The following is an 18026-nucleotide window of genomic DNA, read 5'->3' on the forward strand; positions in this document are numbered from 1 at the left end:
GACCTCATTTACGGTGAAACTGTTCGCCGTCGACGAAATTCGACCCCCGAATCTATGAGGGCTCTCAGAGTTTGCCGGATTCGCTTAGATGATCGTGATCTGGGTTGTTGCCCAATCGTTATCCGCCAGGGCGTCCGATAGCTTCTGTGCTGTGTCTGAAGACAAGCCCGGCGTCACGCCCGCTGCCACCAGCGACGTCTGGGAGACGATGTCGACCGCCCGCACCATCCGGCGGTTCACCGACGAACCGGTCGACGACGAGACGTTGCGACGATGTTTGGAAGCCGCGACATGGGCGCCGTCGGGAGCCAACGCACAGGCGTGGCGGTTCATCGTGTTGCGCTCCGCGACGCAACGCGCCGTCGTCGCTCAGGCCGCCGCGCACGCTCTGGCCGTCATCGAACCGGTCTACGGCATGAGTCGTCCGGCACCGGACGACGACAGCCTGCGGGCGCGCAACAACAGGGCGACCTATGAGCTGCACGACCGGGCCGGTGAGTTCACGTCGGTGCTGTTCACGCAGAAGCGGTTCCCGACAGCCTCGGAGCTGCTGCTGGGCGGTTCGATCTTCCCGGCGATGCAGAACTTTCTGCTCGCCGCCCGGGCGCAGGGCCTGGGCGCATGCCTGACCAGCTGGGCTTCCTACGACGGCGAACAGGTATTGCGCGACGCCGTCGGAGTGCCCGAGGAGTGGATGCTGGCAGGCCACATAGTGGTGGGCTGGCCCAAGGGCAGGCACGGCCCCTTGCGGCGCAAGCCGGTGGAACAGATGGTTAACGCCGATGTGTGGGACCGCCCGATAAATTGGTGACCGTGAAACTTGACCTGCTGTCACCTGGCATCGAAGTCGGGCTCGTCACCACCGACCTGGCCCCGATGATCGCGTTCTACGAAGGCTTCCTGGAGCTCGAACCGCAGGGCGAGATCGAATTCGACGGCGGTTCGCAGCGACGCTATTCACTCGGCGGAAGCGTGCTCAAGCTCGTCACCTACACGACGCCACCACCGGCGCCGACCGCGCCCGGCGGTGGCAGGGCGCAGGCCGGGTTGCGGTACTTCACCATCGGCGTGACGGGACTGCGCGCCGTCGGCGAGGCCTTCGAGGCCTCCGAGTACGAGGTCGTCGAGCCGGTCACCGAGTTCGCGCCCGTCCCCGGCATGGGCTGGATGTTCGTGGCCGATCCCGACGGCAACCACATCGAACTCTTCGGGACGCTCTGACGTGAGCCACCAGTACCCGCCGCAGCAGCAGGTCCCGACCTGCTACCGGCATCCCGACCGCCAGACCTACGTCCGCTGTACTCGGTGCAACCGGTTCATCTGCCCGGAGTGCATGCGCAATGCCGCGGTGGGTCACCAGTGCGCCGACTGCGTCGGTGAGGGTGCCCGTTCGGTGCGTCCCGCGACGAACGTGTTCGGCGCGCAGCGGCCCGCGTCGTTGACACCGGTCGTCACCTACGTCCTGATCGGTATTAACCTGCTCGTGTTCGCGCTGCAGATGGCCTCACCCGAGCTGGAACGGGCGCTGGCGGTGTGGCCGCCCGCGGTCGCCGACGGCGAGGTCTATCGGCTGCTGACGTCGGCGTTCATGCACTTCGGACTCACCCACATCGCGTTCAACATGCTCGCCCTGTTCTTCGTGGGCCCGCCGCTGGAGATCGCGCTGGGCCGGGTGCGATTCATCGCGCTCTACCTGCTCAGCGCGCTCGGCGGCTCGGTGCTGGTCTACCTGCTGACGTTCAACGCGCTCACCGCCGGCGCGTCCGGCGCGGTCTTCGGCCTCTTCGGTGCGATGTTCGTGGTCGGCAAGCGGCTCAACATGGACACCCGCTCCGTGCTGATGATCATCGGGCTGAACCTGGTCTTCACGTTCGTCTATCCACTGATCACGTCGCAGAACATCAGCTGGCAGGGCCACATCGGAGGCCTGGTCACCGGCGCGCTGGTCGCTGCCGCATTCGCCTATGCGCCCCGGCAGCAGCGCAACCTGATTCAGGGCGCGGCCGCGGCGGGACTGCTGGTGGTGTTCGTGGGGCTGGTGGTGTGGCGCACCGCGGACCTACGCGCGCTGATGGGCCTCTAGCGCAGCCCGGCCCGGTCGGCGATCGCTTCCAGCACGGCCAGGTGCTCGTCGACGGTGCGCAGCCCGGCGCCCATCGTGTTGACGGACAGATGCGTGGCCCCGGCCGCCGCCCACGCATCGATGTCGGCGGTCACGCGGTCGTGGTCCCCTCGCCAGTTGACGCGCCCCTCCATGCCGATCGACGCGGGATCGCGGCCGGCCTGGCGTGCCGCCTGGTCGACCACCGCTCTGGCCGCGTCGAGGCGGGGACCCGGCGGATGCATCGGGAACCAGCCGTCGGCGAGCCGGCCCGCCCTGGCATAACCGCGCGGAACCGCAGCGCCGATCCACAGCGGGATCGGGCGCTGCACCGGCAGCGGTGCGAGGCCGGCACCGGTCACGCGGTGGTGGCGGCCCTCGAAGGTCACCGAACGCCGGGTCCAGAACTCCCGCAGCAGCGCGATCTGCTCCTCGGACCTGCGACCGCGATCGTCGAACCGCTCACCGAGCGCCTCGTACTCGACCGCGTTCCAGCCGAGCCCGACTCCGAACCGCAGCCGCCCGTCACTGAGCAGGTCGACCTCCGCGGCCTGCTTGGCGACCAGCGCGGTCTGGCGCTGCGGCAGCACGATCACGCCGGTGACCAGCTCCAGCGTGGTCGTCACCGCGGCGAGGAATCCGAACATCACCAGCGGTTCGTGAAAAGTCGTGTCGATGTCGTAGGGACCACTCCACCCCGCGTGCACAGCCGGGTCGGCGCCCAGCACGTGGTCGTACGCGAGCAGGTGCGCATAGCCCAGCTCTTCGACCCGTCGGCCGTAGGCGCGCACCGCACCGGGGTCGCCGCCGAGCTCCGTCTGGGGGAACACCACACCGGTCCGCATGAAACACAGGCTATTGAGAGGAAAAGGGGTATGGGTGGGGGCATGCCAGGACACCTCGGACTCCCCGATGGAATACGCGCATGCCTGTTCGACCTCGACGGCGTGCTCACCGACACCGCCAGCGTGCACCGGCGCGCCTGGAAGGCGATGTTCGACGAGTATCTCCACACGCTCGACGGTGTCCCGTTCCGTCCGTTCGATCCGGGCGAGGACTACGAGAAGTACGTCGACGGCAAGCCGCGCGCGGACGGGATCCGCTCGTTTCTCGGCAGCCGCGACATCTCGGCCGACGAGGCGACCGTGACCCGGCTGGGTGATCGGAAGAACCACATGTTCCGCCAGACCCTGGAACGCGACGGCGTGGAGGTGTTCGAAGGATCGCGGCGGTATCTCAAGGCCGCAGCGGAGGCGGGACTGCGCCGCGCCGTGGTGTCGTCGAGCGCCAACACCCGCGAGGTTCTCGAGCTGACCGGGCTGGACGAATTCGTCGAGCAGAGGGTCGACGGTGTCACGTTGCGCGAGGAAGGCCTGCGGGGTAAGCCCGCACCGGACACCTTCCTGCGCGGGGCCGAGCTTCTCGACGTCTCACCGGAAGAGGCCGCCGTGTTCGAGGACGCACTCGCCGGCGTGGCCGCGGGCCGGGCCGGGAAGTTCGGGCTCGTGGTCGGCGTCGACCGCAGCGACCAGTCAGATGCATTGCGGGACAACGGTGCCGACATCGTCGTCACAGACCTCGGGGAGCTGCTCTCGTCATGATGATCACCGACGAAGCCTTCCCCGTGGAACCGTGGCAGGTCCGCGAGACACAGCTGCGGGTGGAGCTGCTGCCGCAGACCGAGTCGCTGTTCGCGCTGTCCAATGGCCACATCGGGCTGCGTGGCAACCTCGACGAGGGCGAACCCTACGGGCTGCCCGGCACCTACCTCAACGGGTTCTTCGAGAACCGGCCGCTGCCCTACGCCGAGGCCGGTTTCGGCTACCCGGAAGAGGGACAGTCGATCGTCGACGTCACCAACGGCAAGTTGATCCGCCTGCTGGTCGACGACGAACCCTTCGACGTGCGATACGGCGAATTATGCTCGCACGAAAGGGTTCTGGACCTTCGTGCGGGCACGCTGACCCGGTGCGTCGAATGGACCGCGCCGTCGGGCAAGTCGGTGAAGGTGAACTCGACCCGGCTCGTCTCGCTCGCGCAGCGGGGACTCGCCGCGATCGAGTACGTCGTCGAGGCCGTCGACGACGTCCTGCTGACGGTGCAGTCCGAGTTGATCGCGAACGAGGATCAGCCTTCTCAGTCCGACGATCCGCGGGTCGCTGCGGTGCTGAAGAAGCCACTCGAAGCCGTGCAGCACGAGGTCAGCGAGCGTGGTGCGATGCTGATCCACCGGACCCGCGCCAGCGAACTGACGATGGCCGCGGCGATGGACCACCTGGTGGAGGTCGACGGCCGGGTGGACATCAGCGGCGATGCCGGCGAGGACTGGGCGCGCACCACCGTCGTGTGCGCGCTGAAATCCGGTGAGCGCCTTCGCCTCGTCAAGTATCTGGCATACGGGTGGTCGAGCCTGCGCTCGCGGCCCGCGCTGCGCGACCAGGTGGCGGCCGCGATCGCCGGTGCCCGGTACACGGGCTGGCAGGGGCTTCTCGACGCGCAGCGCGAGTACCTCGACGAATTCTGGGACTGTGCCGACGTCGAGGTGCACGGCGACGCCGACTGCCAACAGGCGGTGCGGTTCGGGCTTTTCCACGTCCTGCAGGCCAGCGCTCGCGCGGAGCGTCGCGCGATCGCGGGCAAGGGGCTCACCGGAACGGGCTATGACGGACACGCCTTCTGGGACACCGAGGGTTTCGTCCTGCCGGTGCTCACCTATACGGCGCCGCGTGCCGCTGCCGATGCGCTGCGCTGGCGGGCCTCGACGCTGGACCTGGCGCGGGCGCGGGCCGCCGAACTGGACCTCAAGGGTGCCAGCTTCCCGTGGCGCACCATCCGCGGCGAGGAGTGTTCGGCCTACTGGCCCGCGGGCACCGCCGCGTTCCACGTCAACGCCGACATCGCGATGGCCTTCGAGCGCTACCGTGTGGTGACCGGCGACGATTCCATCGAAAAAGAGTGTGGGCTGGCAGTTCTCATCGAGACCGCCCGGATGTGGTTGTCGCTGGGGCATCACGATCGCTACGGCCGATGGCGCATCGACGGGGTGACGGGCCCGGACGAGTACACCGCCGTCGTGCGGGACAACGTGTTCACCAACCTGATGGCGGAAGCGAACCTGCGCAACGCCGCCGCGGCCTGTACGCGCCACCCCGAGGCGGCACGCGAACTGGGCGTCGACACCGAGGAGACCGCCGCGTGGCGTGATGCCGCCGACGCGGTGCACATCCCCTACGACGAGGAGCTCGGCGTGCACCCGCAATGCGAGGGATTCACCACGCTGCGCGAATGGAATTTCACCGAGAACACGGAATACCCTCTCCTGCTTCATGAACCGTATGTGCGTCTCTATCCCACCCAGGTCATCAAGCAGGCCGACCTGGTGCTGGCGATGCAGTGGCAGAGCCACGCCTTCACCAAGGAGCAGAAGGCCCGCAACGTCGACTACTACGAGCGGCGCACCACCCGGGACTCGTCGTTGTCGGCGTGCACCCAGGCGGTGATGTGTGCCGACGTCGGACACCTCGAGCTGGCGCACGACTACGCCTACGAGGCGGCGCTGATCGATCTGCGGGATCTGCACCACAACACCGGTGACGGGCTGCATCTGGCGTCGCTGGCGGGAAGCTGGACCGCGCTGGTGGGAGGTTTCGGCGGCCTGCGCGACGACGAAGGCGTCCTGTCGCTGGACCCGCAGCTGCCCAGCGGTATCTCCAAGTTGTGTTTCCGACTGTGCTGGCGCAACTTTCGCGTCACCGTCGAGGCCGACCACAAGTCGGTGACCTACACGCTGCGCGACGGGCCAGGAGGCAGCCTGGAGATCCGCCACGCCGGCGAGCAGCTGGAGCTGACCACCAAGAAGCCGACGACGGTGAAGGTCAAGCCACGCAAGGCATTGCTGGCGCCTCCGCCGCAACCGCCCGGCCGTGAACCCCTGCGCCGCCAGCGGCGCTCAGAACTCGAGTCGTGAGCCGATGAGCACCGTGCGGTCCAGCGGCAGCCCGAAGTGGGCGGCGGCGTCGGCCGTGATGTAGGACGTCGCGATGAAGAGGCGTTTGCGCCACGGCGCCATCGTCGGCGCATCGCCCTGGCACAACTCGAGGCGCGACAAGAAGTAGGTGGCCCGGTCCAGATCGAGCGGCCCCTCGGTCTGCGACGGATCGATCAGGCTCAGCGCATGGGGCACGTTGATGCGCTCCATGTACCCGAAAGCCGCTATCACGTGAGTGATTCCGTCGTCGGGCACGCCGAGCGCGTCGAAGCTGATGCGTTCGGAATCCGGAACGCGGGGCACTGGCAGCGTGTTGAGCGAGATGATGACGACGTGCTCGGCGAGCACGTGGTTGTGCTCGACGTTGGCGCGCATCGACAACGGCGCCGTGTCGTCACCGCGGTTGAGGAACACCGCGGTGCCGGGCAGCCGCACCAGTGGCGGCTCTCGGGTGCCGAGCCCCTCGATGAACTCCCGCATCGGTCCTTCGGCCGCGCGCCTGGCTTTCGTGACGAGCACACGCCCTCGCTGCCAGGTCGTCATGATGGTGAACGCGGCGATCGCGATCAGCAGCGGCAGCCATGCGCCGTGCACGAGTTTGGTCATGTTGGCCGCGAAGAACATCAGGTCGACGAACAGCAGTGCGGCGCCGCCGAGGAGCACCAGCCACAGCGGCGCGCCTGCGCGGGTGCGCGCCAGATACAGGAACAGCAACGTGGTGATCGTGATGGTGCCCGTCACCGCCATGCCGAACGCGTATGCCAGCGCCGAGGAGCTGCGGAACGCGAACACCAGGATCAGCACAGCGACCAGCAGCACGCCGTTGATCCACGGGACGTAGATCTGGCCGATCGTCGACGCCGACGTGTGCTGGATACGCAGTCGCGGCAGATAGCCCAGTTGCGCGGCCTGCGACGCCACCGAGAACGCGCCGGTGATCACGGCCTGCGAAGCGATCACGGTCGCCGCCGTCGCCAACAGGATCAGCGGGATCCGCGACCACTCCGGCATCAGGAGGAAGAACGGTGCGGTGACTGTGCTTTCGTCGTCGAGCACCAGCGCGCCCTGCCCGAAGTAGTTCAGCGTGCACGCCGGCAGCACCAGACCGAGCCAGCCCAGGGTGATGGCCTTGCGGCCGAAATGGCCCATGTCGGCATAGAGGGCCTCGGCGCCGGTGACCGCGAGAACCACGGCGGCCAGCGCGAAGAAGGCGATGTGGAAGTGCCCCGTGATGAAGCCCAACGCGAACGTGGGCGAGAGTGCGCGCAGGATGTCGGGATTGCGGGCGATGCCGCCGACACCCAGCGCGCCGATCGAGACGAACCACAGGATCATCACCGGGCCGAAGAAGCGGCCGACCGCCGCGGTGCCGCGGCGCTGCACCGAGAACAGTGCGACGATGATCACGGCCGTCAGGGGAACGACGAGGTCCTTGAAGTCGGGGTCGACGACCTCGAGGCCTTCCACCGCCGACAGCACCGAGATCGCGGGAGTGATCATGCTGTCGCCGAAAAACAGTGCGGCGCCGAACAGGCCGAGCGCGGACAGCGCCAGCGTGGTGTGCCGGGTCCTGGGTCGCGAGAACTTCCTCACCAGCGTGATGAGCGCCATGATGCCGCCTTCGCCGTGGTTGTCGGCGCGCATCACCAGCGTCACGTAGGTCAGCGTGACGATCGTCATCACCGACCAGAAGATCAGCGAGACGACCCCGTAGACGTTGTCGGACGACACCGGCACCGGATGCGGATCGGTGGGGTCGAACACCGTCGCCACGGTGTAAATGGGACTGGTCCCGATGTCACCGAACACCACACCCAGTGCACCGACCACGATGGCCGGGCGCAGAACAGTCGTCTTGTCTATGGGCACCATTGTCGCTGACGCGGCCGCGATTTCGCGTTAGAACGGACGTCATGGGATTTGCGGTGGAGGCAGCACTCGACGAGCTCTATACGGCCAGACCGGAGGACTTCACCGCGCTGCGCACCACGTTGGCCGCCGCGGCCAAGAAGAGCGGCGACGCGGACGCGGCGCGGCGGATCGCCGGCAGCCGCAAACCCACGGCGGCGGCGTGGGTGGTCAATGCCTGCGCACTGCAGGGGACCGCGCGGAAGGAGCTGACCGATCTCGGGTCGCGCCTGCGCGAGGCGCACGCGGCGATGGACGGCGAGGCGATCCGCGCGCTGACCGCCGAACAGCGCAAGCTCGTCGAGGAGTTGACGCGCACCGCGCTGCGGAACAGCGGGCTCCCGTCCCCGTCCGGTGCGCTGCGTGACGACGTCACCGCCACGTGGCAGGCGGCCGTGGCGGACCCGGACGTCGCCGCGCGGCTCGGTCGGCTGGCGAAGGCCGAGCAGTGGTCCGGATTCGGCGACTTCGGTTTCACCGCCGCGGTGGGCCCGGCTCCGAGAGCGAAGGCCGAGCCCAAGCAAGCAGAGCCCAAGAAACCCGAGCCCAAGAAAGCCGAGCCGGACCGGCGGGCAATCGCGGCCGCCGAGCGCGCCAAGGCCGACGCCGACGCCGCACTCACCGAGCTGCAGGCCGACCTCGCCACCGCGCGCATGAAGCACCAGGATGCGCAGCGCAGGCTGGCCGCCGCCGAGGAGGCGCTGAAGGCCGCCGAGGACGCGTATGCGGCGGGAAAGCAGGCCGGCAAGGACGCCGCCGATGCGGTCAAGGCGGCCAAGAAGGCCGTCCGGCGCTGAACTCCCGCCGGCGGCCGCGAGCGTACGGTTCGTGACGTTCGGTCCCGAACTTTCCGTCACAAACCGTGCATTCGCGGACCCCGCTGCCGTCATCACGAGTCGAGCGATATGTTCCGAGCAACGTCGCCTCCAAGCGACGCGTAAGCGAAATGCTCAGCGCCACGCTTAAATTCGGGAGTTCGCCATGGAGCACGACATTCGCCGGGTGGTGACGGGAGCCTCGATCGGCAACGCCGTCGAGTGGTTCGACTTCGCCATCTACGGGTTCCTCGCGACGTACATCGCCGCGCACTTCTTCCCCTCGGGCAACGAGACGGCGGCGCTGCTGAACACGTTCGCGATCTTCGCCGCGGCGTTCTTCATGCGTCCGCTGGGAGGGTTCTTCTTCGGTCCGCTCGGCGACAGGATCGGCCGCCAGAAGGTGCTGGCGGTCGTCATCCTGCTGATGTCGGGCGCCACGTTGTGCATCGGCCTGCTACCCACCTACCAGGCGATCGGCGTCGCCGCGCCGCTGCTGCTGCTCGTGCTGCGATGCCTGCAGGGTTTCTCGGCAGGGGGAGAGTACGGCGGCGGCGCTGTGTACCTCGCGGAGTTCGCCAGCGACCGGCGCCGCGGTCTGACGATCACGTTCATGGCGTGGTCGGGAGTGGTCGGCTTCCTGCTCGGCTCGGTCACCGTGACGCTGCTTCAGGCGCTGCTGCCCGCCGCGGCGATGGAGAGCTACGGCTGGCGCATCCCGTTCCTGATCGCCGGGCCGCTCGGACTTGTCGGGCTCTACATCCGGCTGCGACTCGGCGACACCCCGCAGTTCGCCGAACTGAACAGGGCCGACCAGACCGCGGACAAGCCGCTGCGGGAGGCGGTCAGCACGTCATGGCGCCAGATTTTGCAGGTGATCGGCCTGTTCATCGTCTTCAACATCGGCTACTACGTCGTATTCACCTTCCTGCCAACGTATTTCATCAAGACACTGCAGTTCTCCAAGTCCGACGCGTTCACCTCGATCACCTTGGCCTGCCTGGTGGCGCTCGTCCTGATCCTGCCGCTGGCCGCTCTGTCGGACCGGATCGGACGGCGCCCGCTGCTCATCGGCGGCGCCGTCGCGTTCGTACTGTTCGGCTATCCGCTGTTCCTGCTGCTGACGTCGGGATCACTCATCGCCGCGATCACCGCGCACTGCCTGCTCGCCGCGATCGAATCCGTCTACATCTCGTGCGCGGTGTCGGCCGGTGTCGAACTGTTCGCCACCCGCGTCCGCTTCAGTGGCTTCTCCGTCGGCTACAACGTGTGCGTCGCTCTGTTCGGCGGCACCACGCCCTACGTCGTGACCTGGCTGACCGCGACCACGGGGAACTCGATCGCGCCCGCCTTCTACCTCATCGCCGCGGCGGTCGTGTCACTGGCGGCGGTGCTCACCCTGCGCGAAACCGCTGGGCGTCCGCTGGCGCAGGTGCAATCCGCGGCGAGTGCAATAGAGTCGCGACCATGAAGCTTCAGGTGTTGCCCTACGTCACCGTCGTGGTGGACGACCGGCTCCGGCGCCGGTTGCGACGTGCAGGCGAGCGGTTCCGCGTGAATGTGCGCGCATATCTGCTCAGTGCCGCCGACGATGTCGACACCGCCGTCGACACCGCCATCCGCCGCGTCGACTCGGTGGTCGCCGGAGTCAACGACAAGATCAGTCCGGAGCGCACACAGCAGCCCGCCCAACCGCCCCGGCTGAGGGTGGTCGGGGGTCAGGAAGCCTCCTAGCTGCCGGACTGGGCGCTGCGCGGTGATCTGTGCTGTCCTTGTGCAGTGATCGGCCATGGTCTTACCGTCCTGCTGGCATTCCTGGCCGCGGTGTTCCTCGCAGTCGGCATCGTCGTCCGGCAACGGGCCACCCTCGACGTTCCCGCCGAAGACGGTGTCAGCGCCGTCATGTTCCGGACCCTGCTGCGCAGGCCGCTCTGGTGGGCGGGCACCGCGTCAGCTGTCGCCGGCTTCGTCTTCCAGGCACTCGCGCTGGCCAACGGCTCGCTGCTGCTGGTGCAGCCCATCCTGGTCTCAGCACTGCTGTTCGCCCTTCCGTTGAGCGCGCGGCTGGCGCACCGGAAGGTGACCCGCGGTGAGTGGGCATGGGCCGTGCTGCTCACGGTCGCACTCGCGGTGTTCGTGATCCTCGCCAAGGCCAGTCCCGGCGATTACGAGGCCTCGCTGACGACGTCGACGGTCGTGGCGATCGTGTGCACGGCGGCGGTGCTCGCCTGCGTGATCGTCGCGACGCGCATCATCGGCTGGATCCGCGCCGTGCTGCTCGCGGTCGCGGTCGGTGTGCTCTTCGGAGTGGTGGCGGTGCTGACCAAGCTCGTCATGCACATGCTCACCCATGAGGGCGTGGTCGCCGTCCTGACGACACCCGTTCTGTACCTGCTGGGGCTGCTCGGCGTGATCGCCATGTTGATTCAGCAGTCGGCGTTCCATGCCGGCTCGCTGCAGACATCGGTGCCGACGATGCTCGTGCTGGAGCCCGTGATCGCAGTGCTTCTCGGCGCTGTGGTGCTCGGCGAGCATCTGGACGTCGGGCGCTGGGATGCCGTCGCACTCGTGGTGTCGACGATCGCGATGGCCGCGGGCACCATCGCGCTGGGCCGCGACGAAGGGGCCTACGAGGAGCTCCTCAGCGGCGGTGAGGAGTCACCTCACGCCGCGTCGGGCAAGGGATAGCCGCGGGTCTGCGCCAGGTCGGTCAGCACGGCGCGCAGCTGCTTGCGGCCGCGGTGCAGCCGCGACATCACCGTGCCGATCGGCACGTTCGTCAACGCGGCGATCTCCTTGAATTTCCGTCCTTCGACGTCGGCGTAATAGACCGCCGTGCGGTACTTCTCGGGCAGCGCCCGCATCGCCGAGACGACGGCTGGGTCGGTGGTCGCGGCCAGCACCACGTCCTCGGTGGACCGAGCCCCGCTGACCGCGCGACCGTACTCCAACAGCTGGCCGTCGCTGAATTCGTCGGTGAACTGCAGCGCGGGGCGGTGCTGCTGTTTTCGGTAGCTGCTGATGTGGGTGTTGTGCATGATCCGGTACAGCCAGCCGATCAGGTTGGTGCCCTCCTGGAAGCTGCCGAAGGCGGCGTAGGCCTTGGCGGCGGTCTCCTGCAGAAGGTCTTCGGCGTCGGAGTGGTCGCGGGTCAACTTGATGGCGTGCCGGTAGAGCTCGGCAATCAGCGGAACGGCGTCGCGTTCGAAACGGCGGGTGAGGAGTTGGTCCTCGGAGAGGTCCTGCATGGCGGTGGGCATGGTTGAACTCTCGCGCTCGCGCGGCGCCGAGTCTGCCCTGCTGGCCCCCCAAACGGTTCCGGAGAACCGGACTCCCGACTACCGGTTAACCCCCATGCCAGGAGCTCCACCGACGGATCTCGACGGTGACCACGGGGCCGTCGAGCTCGACGCGCTGATACTGCGGATACTTCGCGCGCAGCAGAGCGTAGCCGGTCGCCATTTCCACGCCGCCGTGATGAATCGTCGCGATACCGTCGGCGCGCACCCACCACAGCTGCGACCAGTCGTCGTCGTAGTGGTCGACGAGCAGGGTCACCGCGGGATTGCTCTCGATGTTCACCAGCCGCCGCAGGCGTTGCGTGGACTTGGGTTTCGCGTCGATGGCGGTGTAGAGGACATCGCGACGGGAATCGGGCACGGCGAACACGACCGGAACGAGATGCGGCACGGCGTCGGCGCCGGCCGTCGCGAGCATGGCGACGGGTGCGGCGGCGAACGCGCCGGGAGCGTCGAACCCCTCGGGTACCGGCATGGAACCAGGGTAGGGTTCGCCCTGCTGGTCGGATTCGTTCACCACGCAGTCGTGCGGCGGTAACCGCCGGGCCACTACGTGGCCTCCTGCCCATCGGAAGGTTCGGCATGCCCTTCTCCAGAGTCCTCACCGCCGCGCTCGGCGCGCTCCTCGTGACCGGCGCAGCCGCCTGTGCGCCGCCGGAGAAGGAGAGCGAAGGCGCGCAGACCGAATCCGGCGTGAACGCCGCAGAGGCGACCTCGGCCGAGGACTTCGGCGGCATGGACGGCCTTGTCGAGGCGGCCAAAGCCGAGGGCGAACTCAATGTGATTGCGCTGCCTCCGGATTGGGCGAACTACGGAGCGATCATCACCGCGTTCTCCGAGAAGTACGGCATCACGGTGAACTCCGCGCAGCCCGACGCGTCGAGCCAGGACGAGATCAACGCCGCCAACCAGCAGAAGGGCCGCAGCAGCGCCCCCGACGTGTTCGACCTCGGGCAGTCGGTCGCGCTGGCCAACACCTCGATGTTCGCGCCGTACAAGGTCGAGACGTTCGACGACATCCCCGCGGCGTTCAAGGATGCCGACGGCACGTGGGTCAACGACTACGGCGGCTACATGTCGATCGGCTTCGACTCGTCGAAGGTGCCGCCGGTGACCAGCGTCAACGATCTGCTCAAGCCGGAATACCGGGGCAAGGTCGCGCTCAACGGTGACCCGACCCAGGCAGGCGCGGCGTTCTCCGGTGTGCTGATGGTGGCGCTGTCGCAGGGCGGTTCGGCCGACGACATCGCCCCCGGCGTCGAGTTCTTCCGGAAGCTCACAGAGGCCGGCAACTTCCTGCCCGTCGACCCGACACCCGCGACCATCGAATCCGGGCAGACGCCGGTTGTGATCGACTGGAACTACACCAACGCCTCGGAGACCAAGAAGCTGCCGTCGTGGACGGTCGTGGTGCCGCCCGAGCACCCCGTGGCCGGCTACTACTACCAAGCCATCAGCAAGGACGCACCCCACCCGGCCGCCGCGCGGCTGTGGCAGGAGTTCCTCTACAGCGACGAAGGTCAGAACCTGTTCGCGCAGGGCGGCGTCCGACCGGTGCGCGCCGACAACATGGCCGCCGACGGCACCCTGGATCCGACCGTGGCGGCATCGCTTCCCGTCGTCGACGGGCCGGTGACGGTTCCGACGCCACAGCAGACCGAGGCCGCCTCCCAATACTTGTCGCAGAACTGGGCGGCCGCTGTTGGCTGATGTGAGCGTGGCCCGGCGGCTGCGGGATTCCGTTCCGCTGCTGCCGTTCCTGATCGTCGTGGTGATCTTCCTGATCATCCCGACCGTCACGGTCGTCGTCAGTTCGGTCTACGCCGACGGGGTCTTCTCGCTGGACCGCATCGCCGCGCTGTTCACCGGCACCGCGCTCACCGCCCTGGCCAACAGCGTGCTGCTGTCCGGTGCGACCGCGCTGCTCGGGGCGTTCCTCGGCGCCGTGATGGCCTGGCTGATCGTCAGCAGTCCACCCACGTCGATGATTCGCCGCAGCGTGCTGGCGCTGTGTAGCGTGCTTGCGCAATTCGGCGGAGTCGCACTGGCGTTCGCGTTCCTGGCCACTGTCGGACTCAACGGGGTGCTGACCCTGTGGGTGCAGCAGGCGTTCGGGTTCAATCTCGCGGGGTCGGGCTGGCTGTACAGCCTGGCGGGACTGATCCTGGTGTACACCTACTTCCAGATCCCGCTGATGGTGATCGTGTTCGTCCCCGCGCTGGAGGGTCTGCGCGACCAGTGGCGCGAAGCGGCGGTCAGCCTCGGGGCGTCGACGTTCGCGTACTGGCGTGAGGTGGCGATCCCGCTGCTGACACCGGCGTTCCTGGGCTCGGCACTGCTGTTGTTCGCCAACGCTTTTGCCGCGTACGCGACGGCGGCGGCGCTGGTCAGCCAGGGCAGCCCGATCCTGCCGCTGCTGATCCGCGCGTCGCTGGTCAGCGAGGTGGTGCTCGGGCAGGCGGGATTCGCGTACGCGCTGGCGCTGGAGATGATCGTCGTCGTGGCGGTGGTCATGGTCGCCTACAACCTGCTGGTGCGGCGCAGTTCGCGGTGGTTGTCATGACGCGGCGGCAATCATGACAAGGGTTGCGCGGGGCGCACTCTGGGTCATGTTCGGGTTGTTCTTTCTCTTCCCGCTGTATGCGATGGCCGACTTCTCCACCCGCAATCTGATGGCCGGCGGCCGGACCTGGCAGGCGTGGGCGAACCTGGTGTCCAACGACGCGCTGTACCAGTCGATCATCGTGTCGCTGTTGCTCGCCGTGTTCACCGTGGCGGCGATGCTCGTGCTGCTGGTGCCGACGATGATCTGGGTGCGCCTGCGGGCACCGTGGGCGAAGGGCCTCGTCGAGTTCTTATGCCTGCTGCCTCTGACGATTCCGGCGCTGGTGATCGTGGTCGGCCTGCGCAACGTCTACCTGTGGGTCACGTATTTCCTGGGCGAATCGGCGCTCACGCTGACCTTCGTCTACGTGATCCTGGTGCTGCCGTTCGCCTACCGCGCGATCGATGCGGCACTGTCGTCGATCGATCTGCAGACGCTCTCGGAGGCGGCGAGGTCGTTGGGCGCCGGGTGGCTGACGACGATCACCCGGGTGGTCGTGCCGAACATCTGGTCGGGAATCCTCTCGGCCGCTTTCATTTCCATCGCGGTGGTGCTCGGCGAGTACACCATCGCCTCGCTGTCCGGCTACGAGACGCTACAGGTGCAGATCGTGCTGATCGGCAAGAGCGACGGGCCGACGTCGGTGGCGGCCTCGCTGGCCACACTGTTGTTCGGGTTCGCGCTGCTGCTCATCCTGTCGTTGATCACGCGCGGACGGCACCGACGAGCGCTTGGAGTGACGACGTGAGTACGCAAGGTGTGGCCGTCGAATTGACCGAGCTCACAAGGGTGTACGGGACGACCCGTGCGCTCGACGGGCTGACGCTGCACATCGAGCCGGGGGAGTTGGTCGCACTGCTGGGCCCGTCGGGCTGCGGGAAGACCACCGCGCTGCGCATCCTCGCCGGGCTCGACGAGGCGACGTCGGGAACGGTCTCGGTGGGCGGCGTCGACGTCAGCCGGGTGCCTGCCAGCAAGCGGGACATGGGCATGGTCTTTCAGGCGTACAGCCTGTTTCCGCATCTGACGGTGCTCGACAATGTCGCGTTCGGGCTGAAGATGCGTGGAAAAGGTAAGCAGGACAGAATCACCCGGGCATCCGAGATGCTCGATCTCGTCGGGCTGGGTGCGTTGAGCGGGCGCTACGCCAACGAGTTGTCCGGCGGCCAGCAGCAGCGGGTGGCGCTGGCCCGGGCGTTGGCGATACAGCCGAGGGTGCTGTTGCTCGACGAACCGCTGTCGGCGCTGGATGCGAAGGTGCGCACGCAGCTGCGCGAGGAGATCCGTCGCGTGCAGCTCGAGGTCGGGACGACGACGCTGTTCGTCACCCACGATCAGGAGGAGGCGCTGGCCGTCGCCGACCGGGTCGGGGTGATGAGCCAGGGCAAGCTCGAACAGCTCGCCGCCCCCGCTGAGCTCTACGCCAACCCGGCCACGCCGTTCGTCGCGGACTTCGTCGGCCTGAACAACAAAGTGCCCGCCAAGGTTTCGGGTGGGCACGCGGCGCTGCTGGGGACCTCGGTGCCCGCGCTTCCGGGTTCGGTCGAGGGTGACGGGGTGGCCATGGTGCGCCCCGAATCAATCACCGTCACAAGCGATTCCGCAGGGACGTCGACGGTGACCTCGGTGTCGTTCCTCGGTGCCATCTCCCGCGTCAACATCGCGCTGCCCGATGGTGCGGCGATCAACGCTCAGATGGCGAGCTCGTCGGCCCGGGGGTTCGCTCCCGGTGACCCGGTGACCGTCGGCGTGGAGCCGGGCGGAGTGCTCGTCACACGTCCTTAGCCGTCAGACATCAGCGACGGGCTCGATGCCGAGATCGCGGTAGGTCACCAGCGCGTGAAACGGAATGTTGCGCTTGGCGAAGCGGCCTGCCGCGATGTCACCGCGGTCGACCATCGGAATGACGCCGGTGACCACGACGCCGAGGGGGGCGATCCGCTCCAGCGCGAGCTCCGTCGAGCCGCCCGTGCTGATCACGTCGTCGACGAGCAGCACCCTGGTGCCCTCCTCGAGCCGGGTGCCCTCAACCCACTGCTCGCGCCCGCGCTTCTTCTGCTCCTTGCGCACCGAGAACCACGCCTTGCCGGTCACCATCGCGACACCGTGCGCGAGCGGGTCGGCGCCCATCGTGAGCCCGCCAACGGCGTCGAACTCGATTCCGTTGGCCGCGGCGAGATCGGCGACCGCCCTGGACACGATCGTCAGCCGCTCGCCGGTGTCGACGGCGTACTTGCCGTCGATGTAATCGTGGCTGAGCTGGCCGCTGGCGAGCTTGAACGGCTCCTCACGGCGCTCGTGCCCGCGGGTGCGGATCAGATCGAAGGCGGCTTGCCAGGACTGTGAGCGGTCGGACACGGTGGTCATCCTAGGGGCTCTGGCGTGCTCGACGCGCCAACTCGACGGTCGCCGAACGCAATTCGTCGATCGAATCGATCGGGTCGGCATAGCCGATCCGGGTGTAGGCGAGGCCGCGGTCGGTGGTCAGCCTCAGATCGAGCCCGTAGCGGTCGGCGCCGGTACACGTCGCGGCCGTGGTGTCCGGATAGCCGCCGAGGGCGCGGGCCATCGCCGCGAGCGAATCGGCGTGGTCGGCGTTGAGGTGGGCGATGGCACCGGCGGAGTGCGGCGCGACGGGATCAGGTTCGGCTTCGGCGTAGGCGCCGCCGCTCGTCGAGTCCATCCGGCCGTAGCCGCCCACCCAGCGCACCCGTGACACCCGCAGCACCCACAGCGAGAAGTCGCTGTAGTCGATGTAGTACTTGGCTGCCGCGACCGCGGCCAGGTGCGCCTCTCGCGCAGCGTCGCGCTCGTCGCCGACGGGCGCCTCGACGCGGCCGGCGAGCGTGATCCTCGCGTTGGCCAGCGGATCCGATTCGGTGGCCGGGGCGACGATCGCGATGCTCGCCCGCGGATCCCCCGCGAGGTTGCGTCCGTGTTCGGCCAGGTTGGACACACACAGCACGGGGGCTCCGGCGAGGAGCCCGTAGGTGACGAACGACGCCCACGGGTCACCATCGGCTGTCAGCGTCGCCAGGGTGCCGCTGTTGGTGGACGCGGCGATGGTGCGCGCTTCCTCGGCCGCCGACGGGCGGACCGTGTTGACCGGCTCGGTCAACGGTGGCGGGACGGTGGGTGCGTCACCCGGGTCGCCATGGTCACGAGTCGTGCTTCCGGTCGTCACGACGGCACCCTATCTGGTGGAGGGCCACTGACGTCGCCGTTGATTAGTTGCCTTTGCGCGGCATCTGCATCGGTACCTGCCGCTTGCGCGGATGTTTTAGAATTGCAGCGGTTTCCTCCCTCGTCG

General features: G+C 67.9%; 19 protein-coding genes. 13 read left to right on the forward strand and 6 right to left on the reverse strand.

From position 1 onward, the window contains the following. Positions 1 to 208: 208 nt before the first annotated feature. The 3 genes from ACAG24_RS01385 to ACAG24_RS01395 are packed head-to-tail and all read left to right on the forward strand — an operon-like array spanning position 209 to position 2083. Positions 209 to 811, forward strand: coding sequence for a nitroreductase family protein (locus ACAG24_RS01385; protein WP_370471747.1), 603 nt, complete (start codon positions 209 to 211; stop codon positions 809 to 811). Further along, on the forward strand, positions 808 to 1221 hold the full coding sequence (locus ACAG24_RS01390; protein WP_370470911.1) for a VOC family protein: 414 nt from the start codon (positions 808 to 810) through the stop codon (positions 1219 to 1221). The genes ACAG24_RS01385 and ACAG24_RS01390 overlap by 4 nt, the downstream gene beginning before the upstream one ends. A 1-nt stretch (position 1222) precedes the next feature. Further along, positions 1223 to 2083: a rhomboid family intramembrane serine protease gene (locus tag ACAG24_RS01395; RefSeq protein ID WP_370470912.1), complete on the forward strand. Its 861-nt coding sequence runs from the start codon at positions 1223 to 1225 to the stop codon at positions 2081 to 2083. On the opposite strand, the gene ACAG24_RS01400 is transcribed toward ACAG24_RS01395, so the two are convergent. After that, positions 2080 to 2946: an LLM class F420-dependent oxidoreductase gene (locus tag ACAG24_RS01400; protein WP_370470913.1), complete on the reverse strand. Its 867-nt coding sequence runs from the start codon at positions 2944 to 2946 to the stop codon at positions 2080 to 2082. The two genes, ACAG24_RS01395 and ACAG24_RS01400, sit on opposite strands and share 4 nt — an antisense overlap. Before the next feature lie 42 nt (positions 2947 to 2988). On the opposite strand from ACAG24_RS01400, the gene ACAG24_RS01405 reads away from it, so the two are divergent. Next, on the forward strand, positions 2989 to 3702 hold the full coding sequence (locus ACAG24_RS01405) for a beta-phosphoglucomutase family hydrolase (protein WP_370470914.1): 714 nt from the start codon (positions 2989 to 2991) through the stop codon (positions 3700 to 3702). After that, the gene (locus ACAG24_RS01410; RefSeq protein ID WP_370471748.1) at positions 3702 to 6068 is read left to right on the forward strand and encodes a glycoside hydrolase family 65 protein; all 2367 of its coding nucleotides are present in this window, start codon (positions 3702 to 3704) and stop codon (positions 6066 to 6068) included. The genes ACAG24_RS01405 and ACAG24_RS01410 overlap by 1 nt, the downstream gene beginning before the upstream one ends. On the opposite strand, the gene ACAG24_RS01415 is transcribed toward ACAG24_RS01410, so the two are convergent. Beyond that, positions 6051 to 7958, reverse strand: a complete 1908-nt coding sequence (locus ACAG24_RS01415; protein WP_370470915.1) for a potassium transporter Kup — start codon at positions 7956 to 7958, stop codon at positions 6051 to 6053. The two genes, ACAG24_RS01410 and ACAG24_RS01415, sit on opposite strands and share 18 nt — an antisense overlap. 44 nt (positions 7959 to 8002) lie before the next feature. Here ACAG24_RS01415 and ACAG24_RS01420 point away from each other — a divergent pair, with 44 nt between their 5' ends. The 4 genes from ACAG24_RS01420 to ACAG24_RS01435 all read left to right on the forward strand — a co-directional run bounded on the left by ACAG24_RS01420 (position 8003) and on the right by ACAG24_RS01435 (position 11500). Then, positions 8003 to 8794 carry a hypothetical protein gene (locus ACAG24_RS01420; protein WP_370470916.1) on the forward strand — a complete coding sequence of 264 codons (792 nt, stop codon included), beginning with the start codon at positions 8003 to 8005 and terminating at the stop codon, positions 8792 to 8794. Between the two features lie 184 nt (positions 8795 to 8978). Continuing rightward, complete coding sequence (locus tag ACAG24_RS01425; RefSeq protein WP_370470917.1) at positions 8979 to 10283, forward strand: MFS transporter; 1305 nt, start codon at positions 8979 to 8981, stop codon at positions 10281 to 10283. After that, the gene (locus tag ACAG24_RS01430; protein WP_370470918.1) at positions 10280 to 10546 is read left to right on the forward strand and encodes a hypothetical protein; all 267 of its coding nucleotides are present in this window, start codon (positions 10280 to 10282) and stop codon (positions 10544 to 10546) included. The genes ACAG24_RS01425 and ACAG24_RS01430 overlap by 4 nt, the downstream gene beginning before the upstream one ends. A gap of 45 nt (positions 10547 to 10591) precedes the next feature. Beyond that, positions 10592 to 11500, forward strand: coding sequence for a DMT family transporter (locus tag ACAG24_RS01435; RefSeq protein ID WP_370470919.1), 909 nt, complete (start codon positions 10592 to 10594; stop codon positions 11498 to 11500). Here ACAG24_RS01435 and ACAG24_RS01440 read toward each other — a convergent pair. Then, positions 11476 to 12072: a sigma-70 family RNA polymerase sigma factor gene (locus ACAG24_RS01440; RefSeq protein WP_370470920.1), complete on the reverse strand. Its 597-nt coding sequence runs from the start codon at positions 12070 to 12072 to the stop codon at positions 11476 to 11478. The two genes, ACAG24_RS01435 and ACAG24_RS01440, sit on opposite strands and share 25 nt — an antisense overlap. Positions 12073 to 12157: 85 nt before the next feature. Beyond that, positions 12158 to 12586 (reverse strand): TIGR03668 family PPOX class F420-dependent oxidoreductase, encoded by a 429-nt coding sequence (locus ACAG24_RS01445; RefSeq protein ID WP_370470921.1) that lies wholly within the window; start codon positions 12584 to 12586, stop codon positions 12158 to 12160. 107 nt (positions 12587 to 12693) lie between these two features. Between ACAG24_RS01445 and ACAG24_RS01450 the strand changes: the two genes are divergently transcribed. Genes ACAG24_RS01450 through ACAG24_RS01465 form a run of 4 tightly spaced genes read left to right on the forward strand, consistent with a single transcriptional unit; the run spans position 12694 to position 16501 of the window. Next, the gene (locus ACAG24_RS01450; protein ID WP_370470922.1) at positions 12694 to 13821 is read left to right on the forward strand and encodes an ABC transporter substrate-binding protein; all 1128 of its coding nucleotides are present in this window, start codon (positions 12694 to 12696) and stop codon (positions 13819 to 13821) included. A 1-nt stretch (position 13822) separates the two neighbouring features. Continuing rightward, a complete protein-coding gene (locus ACAG24_RS01455; protein ID WP_370471749.1) occupies positions 13823 to 14674 on the forward strand; it encodes an ABC transporter permease in 852 nt (283 codons plus the stop codon). 13 nt (positions 14675 to 14687) lie between these two features. After that, complete coding sequence (locus ACAG24_RS01460) at positions 14688 to 15464, forward strand: ABC transporter permease (protein WP_370470923.1); 777 nt, start codon at positions 14688 to 14690, stop codon at positions 15462 to 15464. Next, the gene (locus tag ACAG24_RS01465) at positions 15461 to 16501 is read left to right on the forward strand and encodes an ABC transporter ATP-binding protein (RefSeq protein WP_370470924.1); all 1041 of its coding nucleotides are present in this window, start codon (positions 15461 to 15463) and stop codon (positions 16499 to 16501) included. Before ACAG24_RS01460 ends, ACAG24_RS01465 begins: the two co-directional genes overlap by 4 nt. A 3-nt stretch (positions 16502 to 16504) precedes the next feature. On the opposite strand, the gene pyrE is transcribed toward ACAG24_RS01465, so the two are convergent. Together pyrE and ACAG24_RS01475 are read right to left on the reverse strand one after the other, a co-directional pair. Next, positions 16505 to 17083, reverse strand: a complete 579-nt coding sequence (gene pyrE / locus ACAG24_RS01470) for an orotate phosphoribosyltransferase (RefSeq protein ID WP_370470925.1) — start codon at positions 17081 to 17083, stop codon at positions 16505 to 16507. A gap of 1 nt (position 17084) precedes the next feature. Further along, the gene (locus ACAG24_RS01475) at positions 17085 to 17900 is read right to left on the reverse strand and encodes a HugZ family pyridoxamine 5'-phosphate oxidase (protein WP_370470926.1); all 816 of its coding nucleotides are present in this window, start codon (positions 17898 to 17900) and stop codon (positions 17085 to 17087) included. Between the last annotated feature and the right edge of the window lie 126 nt (positions 17901 to 18026).

Source organism: Mycobacterium bulgaricum (genome assembly GCF_041287165.2).
GTDB lineage: Bacteria > Actinomycetota > Actinomycetes > Mycobacteriales > Mycobacteriaceae > Mycobacterium > Mycobacterium bulgaricum.

Excerpts from the sequence above, each read along its gene's own strand:
- ACAG24_RS01425 (WP_370470917.1), top strand. The coding sequence starts at position 8,979 with ATGGAGCACGACATTCGCCGGGTGGTGACGGGAGCCTCGATCGGCAAC.
- ACAG24_RS01400 (WP_370470913.1), bottom strand. The coding sequence starts at position 2,946 with ATGCGGACCGGTGTGGTGTTCCCCCAGACGGAGCTCGGCGGCGACCCC.
- ACAG24_RS01440 (WP_370470920.1), bottom strand. The coding sequence starts at position 12,072 with ATGCCCACCGCCATGCAGGACCTCTCCGAGGACCAACTCCTCACCCGC.
- ACAG24_RS01420 (WP_370470916.1), top strand. The coding sequence starts at position 8,003 with ATGGGATTTGCGGTGGAGGCAGCACTCGACGAGCTCTATACGGCCAGA.
- ACAG24_RS01405 (WP_370470914.1), top strand. The coding sequence starts at position 2,989 with ATGCCAGGACACCTCGGACTCCCCGATGGAATACGCGCATGCCTGTTC.
- ACAG24_RS01445 (WP_370470921.1), bottom strand. The coding sequence starts at position 12,586 with ATGCCGGTACCCGAGGGGTTCGACGCTCCCGGCGCGTTCGCCGCCGCA.
- ACAG24_RS01410 (WP_370471748.1), top strand. The coding sequence starts at position 3,702 with ATGATCACCGACGAAGCCTTCCCCGTGGAACCGTGGCAGGTCCGCGAG.
- ACAG24_RS01430 (WP_370470918.1), top strand. The coding sequence starts at position 10,280 with ATGAAGCTTCAGGTGTTGCCCTACGTCACCGTCGTGGTGGACGACCGG.
- ACAG24_RS01450 (WP_370470922.1), top strand. The coding sequence starts at position 12,694 with ATGCCCTTCTCCAGAGTCCTCACCGCCGCGCTCGGCGCGCTCCTCGTG.
- ACAG24_RS01385 (WP_370471747.1), top strand. The coding sequence starts at position 209 with ATGTCGACCGCCCGCACCATCCGGCGGTTCACCGACGAACCGGTCGAC.
- ACAG24_RS01460 (WP_370470923.1), top strand. The coding sequence starts at position 14,688 with ATGACAAGGGTTGCGCGGGGCGCACTCTGGGTCATGTTCGGGTTGTTC.
- pyrE (WP_370470925.1), bottom strand. The coding sequence starts at position 17,083 with ATGACCACCGTGTCCGACCGCTCACAGTCCTGGCAAGCCGCCTTCGAT.